Origin of the sequence: Amycolatopsis azurea DSM 43854 (genome assembly GCF_001995215.1) — a bacterium.
Classification (GTDB): domain Bacteria; phylum Actinomycetota; class Actinomycetes; order Mycobacteriales; family Pseudonocardiaceae; genus Amycolatopsis; species Amycolatopsis azurea.
In genome coordinates this window covers 119613-134280 of the sequence record NZ_MUXN01000023.1, presented here as the reverse complement: position 1 = coordinate 134280, position 14668 = coordinate 119613, and the positions used below count along the sequence as shown (strand labels likewise).

Sequence of the window (14668 nt, the reverse complement as noted above, 5' to 3'; positions counted from 1 at the left end):
TCGGCGTCGAATCCCTCTCAGATGCCATGGAACCGCGTAGCCGGGCATCGGGTGAGGTGGAGGCAGCTTGATGGTCGAGGGTGTGCGGACGAGTCCGCGCGAAAGCAGCGGGGCCGGGACGGAAGCCGCCGGGACGAGCCTGATGCAACGGGTCGCGGCCGGTGACGAACAGGCGTTCGCCGACCTGTACGACGTCGTCGCGGGACCGGTGTGGGGAGTGGTGAACAGGGTCGTCCGCAACGGCACCTTCGCCGAGGAGGTCACCCAGGAAGTCCTGGTGGAGGTGTGGCGGACGGCAGCGCGGTTCAAACCGGGCAAGGGGAGCACGCTGGCCTGGGTGCTCACCATCGCGCACCGGCGGGCCGTGGACCGGGTGCGTTCGCATCAGGCCGCGCTCGACCGGGACGACCGTGCGGGCAGGCTCGACTTCCGGCGGCCGTTCGACGAGGTCGCCGAGTCGACGATCACGAACCTGGAGCAGCAACGCGTGCGCCAGTGCCTGTCCGCGCTCACCGACCTGCAACGGGAATCGGTCGTGCTGGCTTATTACAACGGGTACACCTACCCGGAGGTCGCGGAAGTGCTGAAGACCGCGCCAGGCACGGTGAAGACCCGCATTCGCGACGGCCTGATCCGGTTGCGTGACTGCTTGGGGGTGGGGCAATGACCGCGGAGTTGCACACACTGACCGGGGCCTATGCGCTGAACGCCGTCCCGGACGAAGAGGCCGAGGCGTTCAAGAAGCATCTGCGTGGTTGTCCCGCGTGCGCCCAGGAGGTCAAGGAGCTTCGGGAGACCGCGGCGCGCCTGGGCTCGGCGCTCGCCGCCGTGCCGCCACAGAGGATGCGGGAAGCGACGCTCACGCAGGTCGCCCAGACCCGCCAGTGGCCTCCGCTGGTCGCGGCCGTCCGGCGGCCCCGGCCGGCGAAGAAGCCACCGATACGGATTGCGCTGTGGGGTGCCGCGGCGGCCGCCGCCGGAGCGCTGGTGTTCGGCCTGGTCACCGCGAACACCGAGCCGGGGACGGACCCCGCGCAGCGGCAACTCGCCTCGGTGAACGCGGTGCTCACCGCGCCCGACGCCTCGACGGTCAAGGGTGCCGTGCCCGGGACGACCACGGTCGTGACCTCGCGGAGCCAGGGCAAGATCGTCGTGATGGCGGGTGATCTCCCGCCGCTGGCGCCCGGCAAGGCGTATCAGGTCTGGCTCATCGGGAAGAGCGGTGTCCATTCCGCCGGGCTGATGGCCGAGGACGGTCCACATCGGACTCGTCCGGTCCTCGCTGACCTGCCGGGCGGGATCGACCGGGTCGGCATCACCGCGGAACCCGCCGGAGGCTCGCCCGCCCCCACCGTCCCGGCGGTCGTGATGGTGAACTTGGCTTAGAGGCCGGTCAGCCGCCCGCAGGCCTGCCAGAGTTCCTGGCGCTGCGCGGCGGTTTCCCGGGTCTTGCCGAGGTAATGCGTGGGCCGCTGGACACGGTCGTGCCAGAACATCCCGTTGTACCGGGCGGGTTCCTCGGCCGCGGCGAGCCAGACGAAGGTGTCGGCGCCCTGCTCGGCGTTGCGCAGGATCGGTCGCGTCAGCTTCTGGAACGTCGGCAGGGAAGTCGCGACGCCGGGGGTGTCGGCCCAGCCGGGGTGGGCGCTGTGCACGGTGATCCCGGAGCCGTCCAGCTCGTCCGCCCAGAGTTCGGCGAGTACCACCTGCATGCGTTTGGTGCGCGCGTATCCGGCGGCGGGCTTGTACTCGCCCTGGCGGTACTGGAGGTCGTCGGTGCGCAGGGGCTGTCCGTACATGCCGCCGGAGCTGACCCAGATCACCCGCGCGCCGTCGGCGAGTTTCGGCCGGAGCGACGCGGTGAGCAGATGCGGTCCGAGCACATGCGTGGCCAGCATGACCTCGTTGCCTTCCGCCGTTTCCGAGCGTTCGGCGGGCATCACGCCGGCATTGTGCACGAGGACGTCGACCTCGCCGTCGAGGTCCTTCGCGTAGTCGCGGACGGACGACATCAGGCTGACGTCGCAGTGGTCCACGACTATCCGGGCGCCGGGCGCGGCACGTTCGATCTCGGCGCGGGCGGCGTCCCCGTCGCCGCGGACCGCGATCCGGACGGTCGCCCCCAGCCTCGCCAGCCCGATGGCGGTCGCCTTGCCCAGGCCCGCCTTCGCGCCGGTCACCACGGCGACCTTGCCCGCGAGCGCGTCCGGCGCGGGGTCCTCGGGCCACCAGCGGCGTCGCAGGAAATGCCCGATGCTGCTGTAACCGAGCAGGGTCCGGTCCAGGACGGTGTCGGCGGCTCGGGTCACGATGGACATGTGGCGCTCCTCAGCGTTCCGCTTTTCAATGCTCGTAGTACAGCTGGGCGGGAACCAGTGCCCACACCGTTTTCCCGGTCGGCTCCTCGCGGAAACCCCAATCGAGGGATAGCTGGTGGATCAGGCGGAGTCCGTAGTGCGCGCTTCCGGAAGCGGAGCGCAAGGCTTCCAGGTCGGGGTCGTCGTCGGAGACTTCGACCATGAAGCTCCGGACGTGCCGGTTGACGCGCAGCTCGCCTGGCTCGTCGGTGTGCCGGTACGCGTTGCTCACCAGTTCGTCGATCACCAGCAGCAGGGCGCCGAGCGGCTCGTCCTCGCCGCGGCCGAAGCCGAGCTGATCGGCGACGACGGCGCGGATATCCCTCAACTCGGGAAGTTTCCGCAGGTCGAGCGTGACTTCCGCGGCGCCGGCGACGCGGCGGCACAGTCGGTCGAGTTCCGCTTCCAGCTCCGCTTGGCCACCACTCACCACGCCCAGCTCCCCTCACCCGAACACCTCTCACGAGGCGTTCGGAACCGAGGGGGGAGCGGACGGGTGCTATTTGATGCGGGGACCGGCTTTGGCGGAGAAGCGGAACTCGATGGTCATCGGGAGCTCGTCGAGGTCCAGCGCCTGACACAGCCGGGGGAGCCCCTCTTGGGTGATCCGCTCGCGGATGGCGGCCAGATCGCCGTCCTGTTCGGCGCTCAGCACCACGGCCAGCACCGGCGCGTCCTGCGTGCCGCCCAGCGTGGCGTGCGCGGCGTGGACGCCGGGATAGGTCGCCACCTCCGCCACGAACGGTTCCACCGCGGTGCTCGCGGCCAGCGCCGTCCGGCCGGTGTCCTGGTCGAAGCGCCAGGTGTGGGACTTCGGTTTGCGGACGGGCTGCGCGACGAGCCAGCGCAACGTCAGGAGGCCGAGGACGACCGCGCCCCCGGCGACGGCGTACCAGACCCAGCCGGGCGGCAGGGCCGTCCCGGGAACGAGCGTGGTGGCGGGAGTGAGCAGGGGGATCTTGCCGAAATGGGTGCCGACGGCGAAGGCGCCACCGGCGATCAGCACGAGCCCGGTCAGGACGAGGAGGGTGCGGTTCAGCCGGGCGGGACGGTTGAGGTCGCTCATGACGCGCTCCTGGTGGCCTTGACCCGGACCCGCACGGCCGGAACGGTCGCGGGGCCGATCTGGGAGAGGCGGTGCTCGATGGCGGCGCGGACGGCGTCGGCGAGCCCCGCGGTGTTCGTCCGCCCGGTGGTCACCACCGAGACGATCCCGCGTCGCTTGAGCTTCAGCTTCGCCGCCGAGACGCCGTCCACAGTGGACGCGGCGGTGCGTAACGTCGATCGGTAGCTGCGCCGGGAGGCACCGGAATCCGGGCCGCCGTCGAGCGGCAGCACGGTCGGCCTCCCCGGGACGATCGCGCTCACCAGGAGCAGCAGGCCGATCAGCGCGACTCCACCGCCGATGATCGCCGGCAGCGGATCACTCCATCGGGTGCCGTGCAGCGCGGACGCGACGGCGTCGTAGCTGATCCACGGTTTCTCCCCGATGATCGTCTGGACCGCGACGGCGGCGGCCAGCACGCAACCGCCGAGCACCACGAGGGCGACGAGCACGGATGGGACGCTGCGGCGCGGACGTCGTTTCATCGGACCCTCCTCGTTTCGGCTTCATCGGAGTGCAGGGCCGTGACGGTGATGTCGACCCGGGTGACGGTCAGGCCCGAGAGCTCGCCGACGCGGCGGATCAGGTGCTCGCGCGCGGTTTCGGTGGTGGCGCGGACCGAAAGCGGGTACGTCACCGAGAGCCGGACGTCCAGCGTGGTCGTCGAGCCGGTGACGTTCGCGCTCACCTTGGCGCCCTGTCCGAGGTCCTCGCCGCCGACCGCGATCCCGAGCACCCGGGAGGCCGCGCCGCCGATGCCGTCGAGTTCGGTGATCGCCCGTGCGGCGATCCGCTCGACGGCACCGCCGGCCACGGTCAGCCCGCCGCGCCCGTCCGTGTCCGGCGCGGCGGCGGTCATGGTCTTCATGGCGGTCAGCCCCTGTCGCGGCCGGCCAGGGCCGAAAGGTCGAGCTTGCCGTCGAGGAACCGGCCGACCAGCAGCCCGAGGACGGCGAGGACGAGTACGACGAGGAAAGCGCCGAAGCCGCCGAACGCGCCGGCCACGCCGAGCACGAGACCGGTCAGCAGGCCGAGATGGGTGGCGTTCATGAACGTTCTCCTTGCTGTGTCGGGCGCGGGCCGGCGCCGGTGGTCACTGGACGCGGCCGGATTCGTTGTGCTCGTCGGCGTCGTCGTCGCCGGGGATGTGCACGTCGGAGACGTTGATGTTGACCTCGACGACCTCGAGCCCGGTCATCTGCTCGACCGCGCCGATCACGTTGCGGCGCACCGATTTGGCGAGATCCGCGATCGCGACGCCGTATTCGACGACGATCTGCAGGTCGACCGCGGCCTGGCGCTCGCCGACCTCGACGGAGACGCCCTGTCCAGCGGACGCGGTGGCGCCCGGGATGCGCTCGCGCAGCGCGTTGAAGGCGCGCACGGCGCCGCCGCCCAGCGCGTGGACGCCGGTGATCTCGCGGGTCGCGAGGCCGGCGACCTTCTGCACGACGGTGTCGGCGATCGTGGTGACGCCCTGAGCGGAGGCCAGCGCGCTGTTCCCGGAGGCGGGAGCGGCGGAGTTCGAGTTCGAGCTCGGCTTGGCGGTGGTGGCGGTGTTCGTCATCGCACTCTCCTCGGTTCGGATTCCATTGCCTGTGGCGGAAGTTTCGCGGTCACCCGGTTCGCTCCCACACTCCATAGACCCAGCCCGGAGAAGATCGTCACGACCCGATCGTGTGGTCTGGATCTCACCGTTCGTGGGTATGGCTCCACGGGCGGAGGCTCTGGTTTTCGCGTGACATCTCTGTTAGGAAAGGTTCCTAACTAATGGGAGGCGATGTGCGCGGACGTGGTCTGGCGGCGGCGACGGTTCTGGTGGTCCTCTGCGGTGGTTCGGCCGCCGTCGCGGAGACGACGACGGCGGGGTCCGGGGCGCGGGCGGCGCGCAACATCATCTACATCCAGGGCGACGGCCTCGGCCTCGGCCAGCGCGACCTGCTGCGGCTGGCGCTCAAGGGCAAGCACGGCGAACTGGCGATGGACGGGCTCGCGGCCACCGGTCTCGTGCGGACGTCGTCCGACGACGAGGACGAGATCGTCACCGACTCGGCCGCGGCGGCCACCGCGCTGGCCACCGGGCACAAGACGCGCAACGGCGCCGTCGGGGTGGACACCAGGGGACGTCCGCTGGAAACGATCCTCGAGCGGGCGAAACGGGCGGGTAAGTCGACCGGGCTGGTCACCACCGCGCAGGTGACGGGCGCGTCGCCGGCGGCCTTCGCGGCGCACGTGCCCAGCCGGGATTCGCAGAGCGACATCGCGAAGCAGTACATCGAGAACAGCCGTCCGGACGTCCTGCTCGGCGGTGGTGAGGACTGGTGGTACCCGAAGGGGAACCCCGGGCTCTGGCCGGACAAGCCGGGGGAGGAGAGCCGCAGCCTATACGGCAACCTGGTCGAACGCGCGCAGCGAACGGGCTACACCTACGTGCGCGACGGCGACGAGCTGCGGAACACGCGGGCGAACCGGATCCTCGGCCTGTTCGCGAACGAGGACATGGTCGACTACGGCCCGGACGGCGTCGGGAAGTACGCGCCGCGGGTGCCGCTCCAGCAGATGGCGCGCAAGGCGCTGGACACGCTGTCCGAGAACCCGCGCGGCTTCTTCCTCTTCTTGGAGGAAGAGGGCACCGACGGGATGTCGCACGAGAACAACGCGCACGGCGTGATCGACGCCGGCCGCGCGCTCGACGCCACGATCGCCGAGGTCCTGAGGTTCGTCCGCGCGCATCCCGACACGCTGGTGATCATCGGCGGCGACCACGAGACCGGCGGGTTGGGCATCGAGAACTACGACGCCGACGACACCGACCCTGACCAGGACGGTCCGTTCGACGTACCGGGTTCGAAGCTGCGGTTCACGGTGGACTGGACGACCCACGACCACACCGGCGCCGACACCCCGGTCACCGCCGAAGGCCCCGGCTCCGCCCGATTGGGCGGGACGGTCGAGAACACCGACGTCTACTGGGTGATGCGAGCGGCGAGCGGCCTGTGAAAGGCGAACGAGGCCGTCGCGCGAATCGTCGCTCACTTGCTGTGCACACCGGCGTCCTGAATCCACCTGCGCGCGTCGGACGGTCGTCGATGGACCGCCAAACTGGCGTTGAGCCCTAGCGTGCGCAAAGGCCGCAAGATCGCGTACGCGGTGGTGTGGATGGCGAAGGGCACCCCGTCACGGCGTGCGTCCGCGTGAGCCGTCAGCAGTTCCCAGAGTGTGCTCGCCGACCCGAAGGTCATCGTGGTCGCGTCGACCAGGAGGGCACGGGGACGGGCGGCGATCGCGGCGGCGAGACAGGCACGCAGCGATGCCTTCCGCGTCGCGTCGAAATCCCCGCGCAGCACCACGATCAGCGCGTCGCCGTGCCAGACCGCCTCTTCGGAACCCTCGCGGGGCATGGGGATACGGGAGTAGTCGGACCACAGTGCGGTGGCGTGGCTTGCTCGGCGAGGCGACCTGGTGGGGCGCATGCCTGGTCTCCTCGGGTTCTCCCGGACGCGCCGGTCCGGGAAGACCGATGGCCCCGGTCCGGCCGGAGCGGGGCCATCGGTTCGGACTACGGGCGGGCTCAGAACCAGTGAGCGCGGCCGCCCACCTTGCGTCCCGTGCCACCGAGGATCGCGAGAACGACACCTGCGACGGCGAGTACGGCACCGATGGTGGTCAGCACGGAAATGCCGGCGATCAGGCCGATCACGAGGATGATGACTCCGAGCACGATCATGGTTGGTCTCTTTTCTTGGCGCGGCGGGTGTGCACCTGCCGTCACGATGGGGATCGTCGACTTCAATGCCCAAGCCTGCCCCGGGTCAAACGCCGGAGACCGGAGGTTTGAGCCGCCTTTTCCCGTGGTATTGAAGAAGATCATCGCTGTCTTTCCGCGGAGGGTGCTCGTGCAGATCCAAGTCAACACCGACCACAACGTCCACGGCGGCGAGGGACTGGCCACCTACGTGAAGACGGACCTGGAGAACAGCCTGTCCCGGTTCGGCGAATGGTTGACCAGGGTGGAGGTGCACCTCAGCGACGACGGGGGCGCCAAGCCGGAAGACAAGAAGTGCGTGATCGAAGTGCGCCCCGCGGGTAAGCAGCCCGTCGTGGTCACCCATCATGCGGCGACCGTGGACGAGGCGTACGCCGGTGCGGCGCACAAAGTGAGGAGTGTGCTGGATTCCCAGTACTCCCGTGCCCACGATCACAAGGGAAGCCCGAGCATCCGCCACATGGAGGGCCCGCGGAACCCCGAGGAGGTCGGCGTGATCGAGAGCGAGACTTCGGCCACGAGCTCTCACTGACACAGCGTTCGCCGATCAGCGTGAAGTCAGTGGTTTGGACCAGCTCGTCCGAGGTACTCCCGATCATGAACGATGAAGTCGGAGTACCGGCGGCAGAAGCGGCGATCACCGTGTCCGTTGATCGAACACTCGGCATCAGGCGTGTGCTCCTGGCCGTCGGGGTGGGCGGAGTCGTCGCCTTGCTCGCGTGGCTGGCGCTGTGGCTGGCCGTCAACCTCTGACCGCACCTCTGTCCACTATGGACAGGTGCGGGCCGGGTCAGTACCTCATCACGCAGTAGACCACCCGTGGGTGGTCGAACGAGTACCACTTGTTCCATTGGTACCTGCGGGTACAGGCGGAGTCGTCCGTGGCTCCGGCGACGATGTCGACGACGGAGACGGTTCCCGCTTCCCGGCATCTGGGCGCGCCGGTGATCCAGCCCCGTGCCGGGATCACGTAGCAGCGTTCCCGCACCAGGTGGATCTCCAGGCACAGCCGGTATCCGTCCTTCACGATGGAAGGGGACTCCGTGTCGACGCAACTGCCCTGGTATCTGACGGAGTTCACCTGATAGGTCCCCCGGCTGCCGTCGCAGTTCCCGATCGCCACGAACCGCCCGCCGCTGTCGACCACGACGCAGTCCCCGACGTCGGCCGGTGGTGACGGTGGTCTCGTCGTTGTTGTCGGCGTCGTCGGTGTTCTTGTCGGCGGCGTCGTCTCGGGTGTGGTCTCGTCCTGTTCCGAAGTCTTCCGGACAGGTGATGGTGACCGGCTGATCACGGGAGGCTCGGCCGGCCTGGCGGTCGAGCTGGGAGCGGGGTGATCTTTGTCCAGCCAGGCAATGAGCTCCTTCCCGTTCGCTATGCCCAGCCAGGCGAGAATGGTGAGGCTCGCGGTGATCAGGGCGAGGATCTCCGCCGTCCGTTTCGTGTTGTTGTCCGAAGGCGGCCGGGAACCGTCTCCGGCGGGTGTGTCTGACACGTCCCCCTCCCCAGGGTCCAAAAGTCGGGCACTGAGCAGGAACTTTACCTTCCGCGCACACCCGTGTACACGGAGATGGCCGGTAGCTGCCGTTGCCAGGACGTTGGTCAGCGCACGCCGGACACGGGCTGTCCAGCGCCCGCGTCAGGCGCTCAGGCCCGGCTGTTCTGCTTGTCGGGCACGGGGTTCCGGGTGCGGGTGGCGAGGCCGACGGCTCGGCCCGCGATATTGCGCAGTGCCAGCCCGTGCCGAGTTCGCGGAACGAGCAGCGTGGCGACGAGGCCGACGCGCCGGTGCCTCGGGTCCACCTGCCGCCGGTGCTTCGCCTCGTAGGCCTGAAAGGCTCGCGCATGGTCACCGGGATGCGCTGCGAGCGCTTCGGCCAGCGTGTGTGCGCCGGCCATCGCCATGCTGGACCCGTCGCCGAGCAGGGCCACCGCGGATGCCGCGTCGCCGAGCAAGGTCACGCGGCCGCGCGACCACTTGTCCATCCGCACGTTGGCGAGCGGATCGAAGAAGGGCGCGGGATGGTTCTGGTACGCCTCGACCAGCTCGGGGCTTCGCCAGCCGATTCCCGCGTACGCCTCGGCCACCATGCGCTTGTGGAGTGCGGTGTCGTGGCGGTCGTAGCCGGGGACCCGCCCTCCGCGGAAGGTGAACATCGCGAGTGGCTTCCCTCGGGACGGGTGGATCGTGAGCATCCGGCCGGGCGCGGTCAGCATCACGGCCACGTCCGGGTCATCGAGTGCGCCGGGCTCCACCGGCACTGTCGCGCCGTACATGCCCAGGCCGGTCGTGAACTGCTCCGCCGGTCCGAAGACCAGGCGGCGCACCGGGGAATGAATGCCATCCGCGCCGACGAGCAGGTCGAAACGGCGCGGCGGTGACCGGCGGAAGGTGACCTCGACCCCCGATCGGTCCTGCCGGAGGCCGGTGATCGTGTCGTCGAAGAGGAACTCCGCGTCGTCGCGCGCTGCCTGGTGGAGCACCGCGGACAGATCGGACCGGGTCACTTCGACCGACCGCGGGGAAGTCGTCGGGACCCGGAGGAACTGCCGCCCGTCCGGACCGAGGAGCGAGAGGGCGCTCGAGCCGGTGGCGACGTCGCGCAACCGCGTGAGGACGCCCATGCTCCTGGCGACCGTCAGCGCCGGTTCCTTGACGACGACGGCGCTGCCGCCGGATCTCAGCTCTTTGGCCTGCTCGACGACCGTCGGCCGATACCCGTGCCGGGCCAGCCAGTAGGCGAGAGCGGGGCCGGCGATACCGGCACCGTGGATCAGGACGCGAACAGGCGTCATGGCCGCAACCTTTCCGAGGAGGGAAGCGACGAGCGCGCAGGCAGGCTTCGTGCGCGAGCGAAGCCCGGCGCTCAGGTACGTAACTCGTCGTACCTTCAGTCAAGCATGGACGTCAGGTACGATGCAAGACGTACCTGAAAGAGGTGAGGCGATGACCGGGTCAGGTCCTGCCGAAGACGATGCCGGGAATGCCGACCTGGGCACAGTGTTCCGCGCGCTCGCCGACGAGCATCGCCGCACCGTGATCGCGGAACTGGCGGCGGACGGGAGTGACCGCGAGCGCACCTGCAACTCGTTCGATCTCCCGGTGTCCAAGCAGACGCAGACGCACCACTTCCGGGTTCTGCGCGAGGCCGGACTCATCCACGAGATCAATTACGGGAACCGGAAGGGAATCCGGTTGCGCCGGGCGGAAATCGACCGACGGCTCCCTGGCCTGCTCGACCTGCTGACCGCGGAGCGCCGCGACGCCGGGGTCGGCGGAGGTGCTGACAAAGGCCTCCGGTCGTGAAGCGGAGCTGTCCGGGAACCGCTTCACCGACCGGAGGACTTCGTGTGCACGCTGATTGCGGTAGCCGCCAAGGGCCTCGGAGTCAGGTGAAGATCACGTCCGAGCAGGAGTAGAAGGCCTCGCCGGAGTCGGGCCAGTGGCGTTGCCAGATCGAGTAGATCAGGTGCCTGCCGGTGCGCCCGCCGGGCAGGTTCGCCTTGAGCTGGTAGGCGTTGCCGGAGATCGGCGGGTTGTCCTGCTTGTAGAACGGGGTGTCTTCCAGGTCGGACCACTTGAGCGGTTTCGTCGGGTCGTAGCTCGGCTTGGTGACGTACAGTTCGAAGGTGCCCGGGTGTGCGGCGGTCAGCTGATATTTGAAGGTGTACGGGCCGCTGCCCGGCATCGTGGTCGCAGGCCAGTCGTTGCGGGCCAGGTCGAGCCCCTTGTACTTGCCCCGGCCGGCGCTGCACAGTTTGCCGTTCGGGATGATCTCGCGGCTGCGGCCGCTGGCGTCGCCGATGTTGACCTCGTCCCAGTCGTAGATCGGCCAGCTGTCGCCCACCGCGATGGCGGCCTTGCACGCGGCGGACCGCGGGTTCTCCGGCCCCTCCTGGAAACATTGCATGATCCGGCTGATCGGGTTGCCCATCGAACCGTGCGCGAGGGCGGGGACGGCGGTGAGTGCCGAGACCGTGCTGAGCACGGCGGTCAGTATCGCGACTTTGACGGCGGAGCGGGAAAACTTCATCGCAGCGTTCCTCTCCTGAGAGGTCTAGACCATGTCACGATAAGTGTTCGGGCGCACGGGCTTGTAGGCCCGAAAGTCGGGCGCGATGGAGAAACTTCGCCGGACTGTGACCGATTTGCCTGCTGTGTCCTGAAAAGGTCCGCTGCGAACACCTCGGTCGGATCGAGCGGCCATGAGGTTCCGTCACCTTCGTGGGAACTTTTTCCCGCGCACGGACGACCTTTGGGACATGTCCTCTCTTGACGGCGCACGCCGCGCCGGACGGCTGATCCCGCGCGTCCTGGTGTCGGTCGTGCTGTTCGCCGCGGTCGCCGCGTGCGGCATCGGTAGCTCCCCGAGTGCCGGTCGGCAGGCGGCGACGAGCGCGCCACCACCCGCCGTGGCGAAACCCACCACGTATCCGCTGACGATCGACAACTGTGGCCGCAAGGTCACCTTCGACGCGCCGCCGAAGCGCGTGGTGCTGCTCAACGGAACCTCGGTGGCCGAGGTGGAAAGCTTCATCGTCCTCGGGATCCAGGATCACATCCTGGCCAACAGCCAGTCCTACGAAGTGTCGGACGATCCGTCCTTCGTGGACAGGATCAAGGCGATTCCCCGGGCGAACCTGAAGCTCAACGAGAACTTCGAGGTCCCGCGTGAGCAGGTTCTCGCGCTCAAGCCGGATCTGGTGGTTTCCACCTGGGCGGGCGGTTTCGACGACAAGATCGGTTCGGTCACCCGTGATCAGCTGGACGCGGCGGGGATCAAGAGCTTCGTCACGCCGTCCAACTGCGCGAACGGGGATCTCAACGCCCGTCCGGAGGACAAGGAACGGTACGAAAAGCAGTCTGTGGAGTCGTCGTACGAGCTGCTCTTGAGTCTCGGTGAGATCTTCGACGTTCAGCAGCGCGCCGCCGATCAGGTGAACAAGGCCCGCGCCGACATCGCCGCCATTCGGAAAGAAGTGGCGGGCAGGGAGCGCAAGCACGTCCTGGTGGTCTACCCGGGCATGTCGATGATGAACAACAACGGCCTGCCCGCCGTGTTCGGCGGTGGCCTCTCCGACGACATCGTCGATCGTGCGGGCGGGGTGAATCCGTTCGCTGGCAAGACGAACACCCAGCTCGCCGAGATCAACGCCGAAGCCCTCGCCTCGGCTCAGGTCGATGTGCTGGTCGTCGGGTTGTTCCAGCCGGGAGAGAAAGCGGATGTGATGGCCCAGGACCTTTTCGCGAAGTTCCCTTACTGGCAGGCGTCGAAGAGCAAGACCTTCACCAGCGTCTCCGACAGCTTCTATCTCGGCCCGCTCAACACGGTCGCGATCCGGAAGATCGCCGATGCCGCGCGTTGACCAGCGGCGCCCGCATCTGGTGCAGGGCAAAGGTTTCACCGTTCTGCTCGCCGGGCTCGGCGCCGCGCTGGCGGCGACGGTCGCTTTCTCGGTCGGCGTCGGCACCGTCGATGTCCCGGTCGGGCGGGTCGTCGCCGTGGTTTGGGCGCATCTCACCGGTGACACGGCGGGGCTGGATCCGCTGACCGATCAGATCGTGTGGACGTTCCGTACGCCGCGTGTGCTGCTCGCGGCGGTGGCGGGAGCAGGACTGAGCCTGGCGGGGTTGTGCTTGCAGACCTTGGTCCGGAACCCGCTCGCCGATCCCTATACCTTCGGCGTGACGGCGGGCGCGTCGCTGGGCGCCGTCGTGGTGATGACGACCGGGGTCGCGGCGGCGATCGGCGTCGCGGGCGGTGCGTTCGTGGGTTCCTCCGTGAGTCTGTTCGTGGTCTTCGCCATGGCGCAACGCGGGGGCAGGCTCGTCGGTACCAGCCTTGTCCTGGCCGGGGTCGCCGTCGCCTATCTCGGCATGGCGGGCACCGGCTTGATGCAGCTGCTGGTCGATCCGTCGGAGCTGCGCGGCGTCATGTTCTGGTTGCTCGGCTCGGTCGCCGGAGCCTCGTGGGCCGACCTCGCGATCCCGGCGGCCGCGACCGCGGTCACCGGACTGTGGCTGATGAGCCGGGGCCGGATGATGAACGCGCTCGCGACAGGCGAGGACACCGCGGCCGGGCTGGGGGTCGACGTCAACCGCCTGCGCGTCCTGCTGCTCGTGGCGGCTTCCCTGCTCACGGCTACCGTGGTGAGCGTCGCCGGCGGGATCGGCTTCGTCGGTCTGGTGGTCCCGCACGCGGTGCGGCTGGTCGTAGGTCCGGACCATCGCAAGGTGATCCCGGTGTCCCTGCTGGGCGGTGCGGTGTTCCTGGTACTGGTCGACCTCGCCACCCGCACGGTGAACAGACCGAACGAGATGCCGATCGGCATCTTCACCGCGGCGCTCGGCGCGCCGTTCTTCCTGATGTTGCTGCGCGGCCGGAGGAGAGCGCCGCGGTGAAGATCCAGATACGGGACGTGTCCGTGGTGATCGACGACCTCCCGATCCTCGGCGACGTGGACGTGGACGTCGAATCCGGTACCGTGACCGGGCTCATCGGTCCCAACGGGTCCGGGAAGAGCACGTTGTTGCGCTGCGTCTACCGCGCGTTGAAACCGGTCCGCGGATCCGTCCACATCGGAGAGTCCGACGTCTGGCGGGGCACCGCGCGCGAGGCCGGTCGACGGGCGGCGGTCGTCGTCCAGGACCACGATCTCGACAACGGGTTCTCGGTCGAGGAGACCGTCCTCATGGGACGGACCCCGCACAAAGGCATCCTGGAACGGGACGACGCCGGTGATCGCGACATCGTGCGGGACGCGCTCGGCCGGGTGGGGATGACCTGGGCCGCCCGGCGGGTCTTCACCCGGCTTTCCGGCGGGGAACGGCAACGTGTCCTGGTGGCGCGGGCGCTGGCGCAGAAGACCCCGGTACTGCTGCTGGACGAACCGACCAACCACCTCGATATCGGCGCGCAGCTCGGCCTGCTCGATCTCGTGCGCGAACTCGGATTGACCACCGTGGTGGCCCTGCACGATCTCGATCACGCGACGACCTACTGCGATCGCCTGGTGCTGCTTCGAGCGGGCCGGGTGCTTTCCGCCGGATCTCCTGCGGAGGTGCTGGAACCCGATCGGGTGGCCGAGGTGTTCGGGGTGCGCAGTGTGATCGTCCCGCACCCGATCACCGGCCGCCCGCATTTCGTCACCGCGGCCACGTCAGTCCCGGAAACCTCACGAATCGTGGACTGAACTCGCAGGGGCCCGCCGGCGTGGCCGGTCGCCGGCAGGTTCTCGGAGGTCGGCACCACGCAAATCCGCCGCGTAGAGGTGAGCCGCGGTCAGCAAAAGTGCACCAACACCCGATTGCCTTGCGTGACAACCTTCGGCCGGGATCGGGCGTGTACCTGGTATGACCGAGGAGCGGGTGGGCAGGCCGTTGAACCGCCGGCAACGACGGGCCGCGCAGGAACGGAAGACAGTCCCGGAAGGTGGCAG

21 protein-coding genes are annotated in these 14668 nt (G+C 68.8%); 9 read left to right on the top strand and 12 right to left on the bottom strand.

All coding sequences use genetic code 11. The features are described 5' to 3' along the window. Positions 1–70 precede the first annotated feature (70 nt). Together sigK and B0293_RS29020 are read left to right on the top strand one after the other, a co-directional pair. Positions 71–667 (top strand): ECF RNA polymerase sigma factor SigK, encoded by a 597-nt coding sequence (sigK, locus tag B0293_RS29025; RefSeq protein WP_005155012.1) that lies wholly within the window; start codon positions 71–73, stop codon positions 665–667. Continuing rightward, positions 664–1386, top strand: coding sequence for an anti-sigma factor (locus tag B0293_RS29020; RefSeq protein WP_005155006.1), 723 nt, complete (start codon positions 664–666; stop codon positions 1384–1386). Before sigK ends, B0293_RS29020 begins: the two co-directional genes overlap by 4 nt. On the opposite strand, the gene B0293_RS29015 is transcribed toward B0293_RS29020, so the two are convergent. The 7 genes from B0293_RS29015 to B0293_RS28990 form a co-directional block, all read right to left on the bottom strand. Then, complete coding sequence (locus B0293_RS29015) at positions 1383–2318, bottom strand: SDR family NAD(P)-dependent oxidoreductase (protein WP_005155005.1); 936 nt, start codon at positions 2316–2318, stop codon at positions 1383–1385. The two genes, B0293_RS29020 and B0293_RS29015, sit on opposite strands and share 4 nt — an antisense overlap. Before the next feature lie 25 nt (positions 2319–2343). After that, a complete protein-coding gene (locus B0293_RS29010) occupies positions 2344–2790 on the bottom strand; it encodes an ATP-binding protein (protein ID WP_005155004.1) in 447 nt (148 codons plus the stop codon). A gap of 66 nt (positions 2791–2856) precedes the next feature. After that, positions 2857–3423 (bottom strand): alkaline shock response membrane anchor protein AmaP, encoded by a 567-nt coding sequence (locus B0293_RS29005; RefSeq protein ID WP_005155003.1) that lies wholly within the window; start codon positions 3421–3423, stop codon positions 2857–2859. Then, positions 3420–3947, bottom strand: a complete 528-nt coding sequence (locus B0293_RS29000; RefSeq protein ID WP_005155002.1) for a DUF6286 domain-containing protein — start codon at positions 3945–3947, stop codon at positions 3420–3422. Before B0293_RS29000 ends, B0293_RS29005 begins: the two co-directional genes overlap by 4 nt. Further along, positions 3944–4330: an Asp23/Gls24 family envelope stress response protein gene (locus B0293_RS28995; RefSeq protein WP_005154999.1), complete on the bottom strand. Its 387-nt coding sequence runs from the start codon at positions 4328–4330 to the stop codon at positions 3944–3946. Before B0293_RS28995 ends, B0293_RS29000 begins: the two co-directional genes overlap by 4 nt. Positions 4331–4335: 5 nt before the next feature. Beyond that, on the bottom strand, positions 4336–4512 hold the full coding sequence (locus B0293_RS43780; protein ID WP_005154991.1) for a hypothetical protein: 177 nt from the start codon (positions 4510–4512) through the stop codon (positions 4336–4338). Between the two features lie 43 nt (positions 4513–4555). Continuing rightward, complete coding sequence (locus B0293_RS28990; protein WP_005154990.1) at positions 4556–5029, bottom strand: Asp23/Gls24 family envelope stress response protein; 474 nt, start codon at positions 5027–5029, stop codon at positions 4556–4558. A 215-nt stretch (positions 5030–5244) separates the two neighbouring features. Here B0293_RS28990 and B0293_RS28985 point away from each other — a divergent pair, with 215 nt between their 5' ends. Further along, positions 5245–6462, top strand: coding sequence for an alkaline phosphatase (locus B0293_RS28985; protein ID WP_005154988.1), 1218 nt, complete (start codon positions 5245–5247; stop codon positions 6460–6462). A gap of 32 nt (positions 6463–6494) precedes the next feature. Here the strand turns inward: B0293_RS28985 and B0293_RS28980 are convergent, their stop codons facing one another. Continuing rightward, positions 6495–6935, bottom strand: a complete 441-nt coding sequence (locus B0293_RS28980) for an STAS domain-containing protein (RefSeq protein ID WP_077241418.1) — start codon at positions 6933–6935, stop codon at positions 6495–6497. A gap of 98 nt (positions 6936–7033) precedes the next feature. Beyond that, positions 7034–7333, bottom strand: a complete 300-nt coding sequence (locus B0293_RS43775; RefSeq protein WP_167334541.1) for a hypothetical protein — start codon at positions 7331–7333, stop codon at positions 7034–7036. Between the two features lie 25 nt (positions 7334–7358). Here B0293_RS43775 and B0293_RS28975 point away from each other — a divergent pair, with 25 nt between their 5' ends. Together B0293_RS28975 and B0293_RS43590 are read left to right on the top strand one after the other, a co-directional pair. Then, positions 7359–7760 carry an HPF/RaiA family ribosome-associated protein gene (locus tag B0293_RS28975; RefSeq protein WP_005154985.1) on the top strand — a complete coding sequence of 134 codons (402 nt, stop codon included), beginning with the start codon at positions 7359–7361 and terminating at the stop codon, positions 7758–7760. Positions 7761–7825: 65 nt separating this feature from the next. After that, positions 7826–7981, top strand: coding sequence for a hypothetical protein (locus tag B0293_RS43590; protein ID WP_005154984.1), 156 nt, complete (start codon positions 7826–7828; stop codon positions 7979–7981). A gap of 37 nt (positions 7982–8018) precedes the next feature. Here the strand turns inward: B0293_RS43590 and B0293_RS43240 are convergent, their stop codons facing one another. Next, complete coding sequence (locus B0293_RS43240; protein WP_005154983.1) at positions 8019–8723, bottom strand: hypothetical protein; 705 nt, start codon at positions 8721–8723, stop codon at positions 8019–8021. A 152-nt stretch (positions 8724–8875) separates the two neighbouring features. Next, positions 8876–10024, bottom strand: a complete 1149-nt coding sequence (locus B0293_RS28960; protein WP_005154981.1) for an FAD-dependent monooxygenase — start codon at positions 10022–10024, stop codon at positions 8876–8878. Positions 10025–10175: 151 nt separating this feature from the next. On the opposite strand from B0293_RS28960, the gene B0293_RS28955 reads away from it, so the two are divergent. Then, the gene (locus B0293_RS28955; RefSeq protein WP_005154979.1) at positions 10176–10535 is read left to right on the top strand and encodes an ArsR/SmtB family transcription factor; all 360 of its coding nucleotides are present in this window, start codon (positions 10176–10178) and stop codon (positions 10533–10535) included. Between the two features lie 82 nt (positions 10536–10617). Here the strand turns inward: B0293_RS28955 and B0293_RS28950 are convergent, their stop codons facing one another. Continuing rightward, positions 10618–11262: a lytic polysaccharide monooxygenase auxiliary activity family 9 protein gene (locus tag B0293_RS28950; RefSeq protein WP_005154978.1), complete on the bottom strand. Its 645-nt coding sequence runs from the start codon at positions 11260–11262 to the stop codon at positions 10618–10620. 229 nt (positions 11263–11491) lie between these two features. Between B0293_RS28950 and B0293_RS28945 the strand changes: the two genes are divergently transcribed. From B0293_RS28945 to B0293_RS28935, 3 genes are read left to right on the top strand one after another with little or no spacing between them, the layout of a single operon-like run. After that, a complete protein-coding gene (locus B0293_RS28945; protein WP_005154977.1) occupies positions 11492–12595 on the top strand; it encodes an ABC transporter substrate-binding protein in 1104 nt (367 codons plus the stop codon). After that, complete coding sequence (locus B0293_RS28940; protein ID WP_005154976.1) at positions 12582–13631, top strand: FecCD family ABC transporter permease; 1050 nt, start codon at positions 12582–12584, stop codon at positions 13629–13631. The genes B0293_RS28945 and B0293_RS28940 overlap by 14 nt, the downstream gene beginning before the upstream one ends. Then, positions 13628–14422 (top strand): ABC transporter ATP-binding protein, encoded by a 795-nt coding sequence (locus tag B0293_RS28935; protein WP_005154975.1) that lies wholly within the window; start codon positions 13628–13630, stop codon positions 14420–14422. Before B0293_RS28940 ends, B0293_RS28935 begins: the two co-directional genes overlap by 4 nt. Positions 14423–14668: the final 246 nt, after the last annotated feature.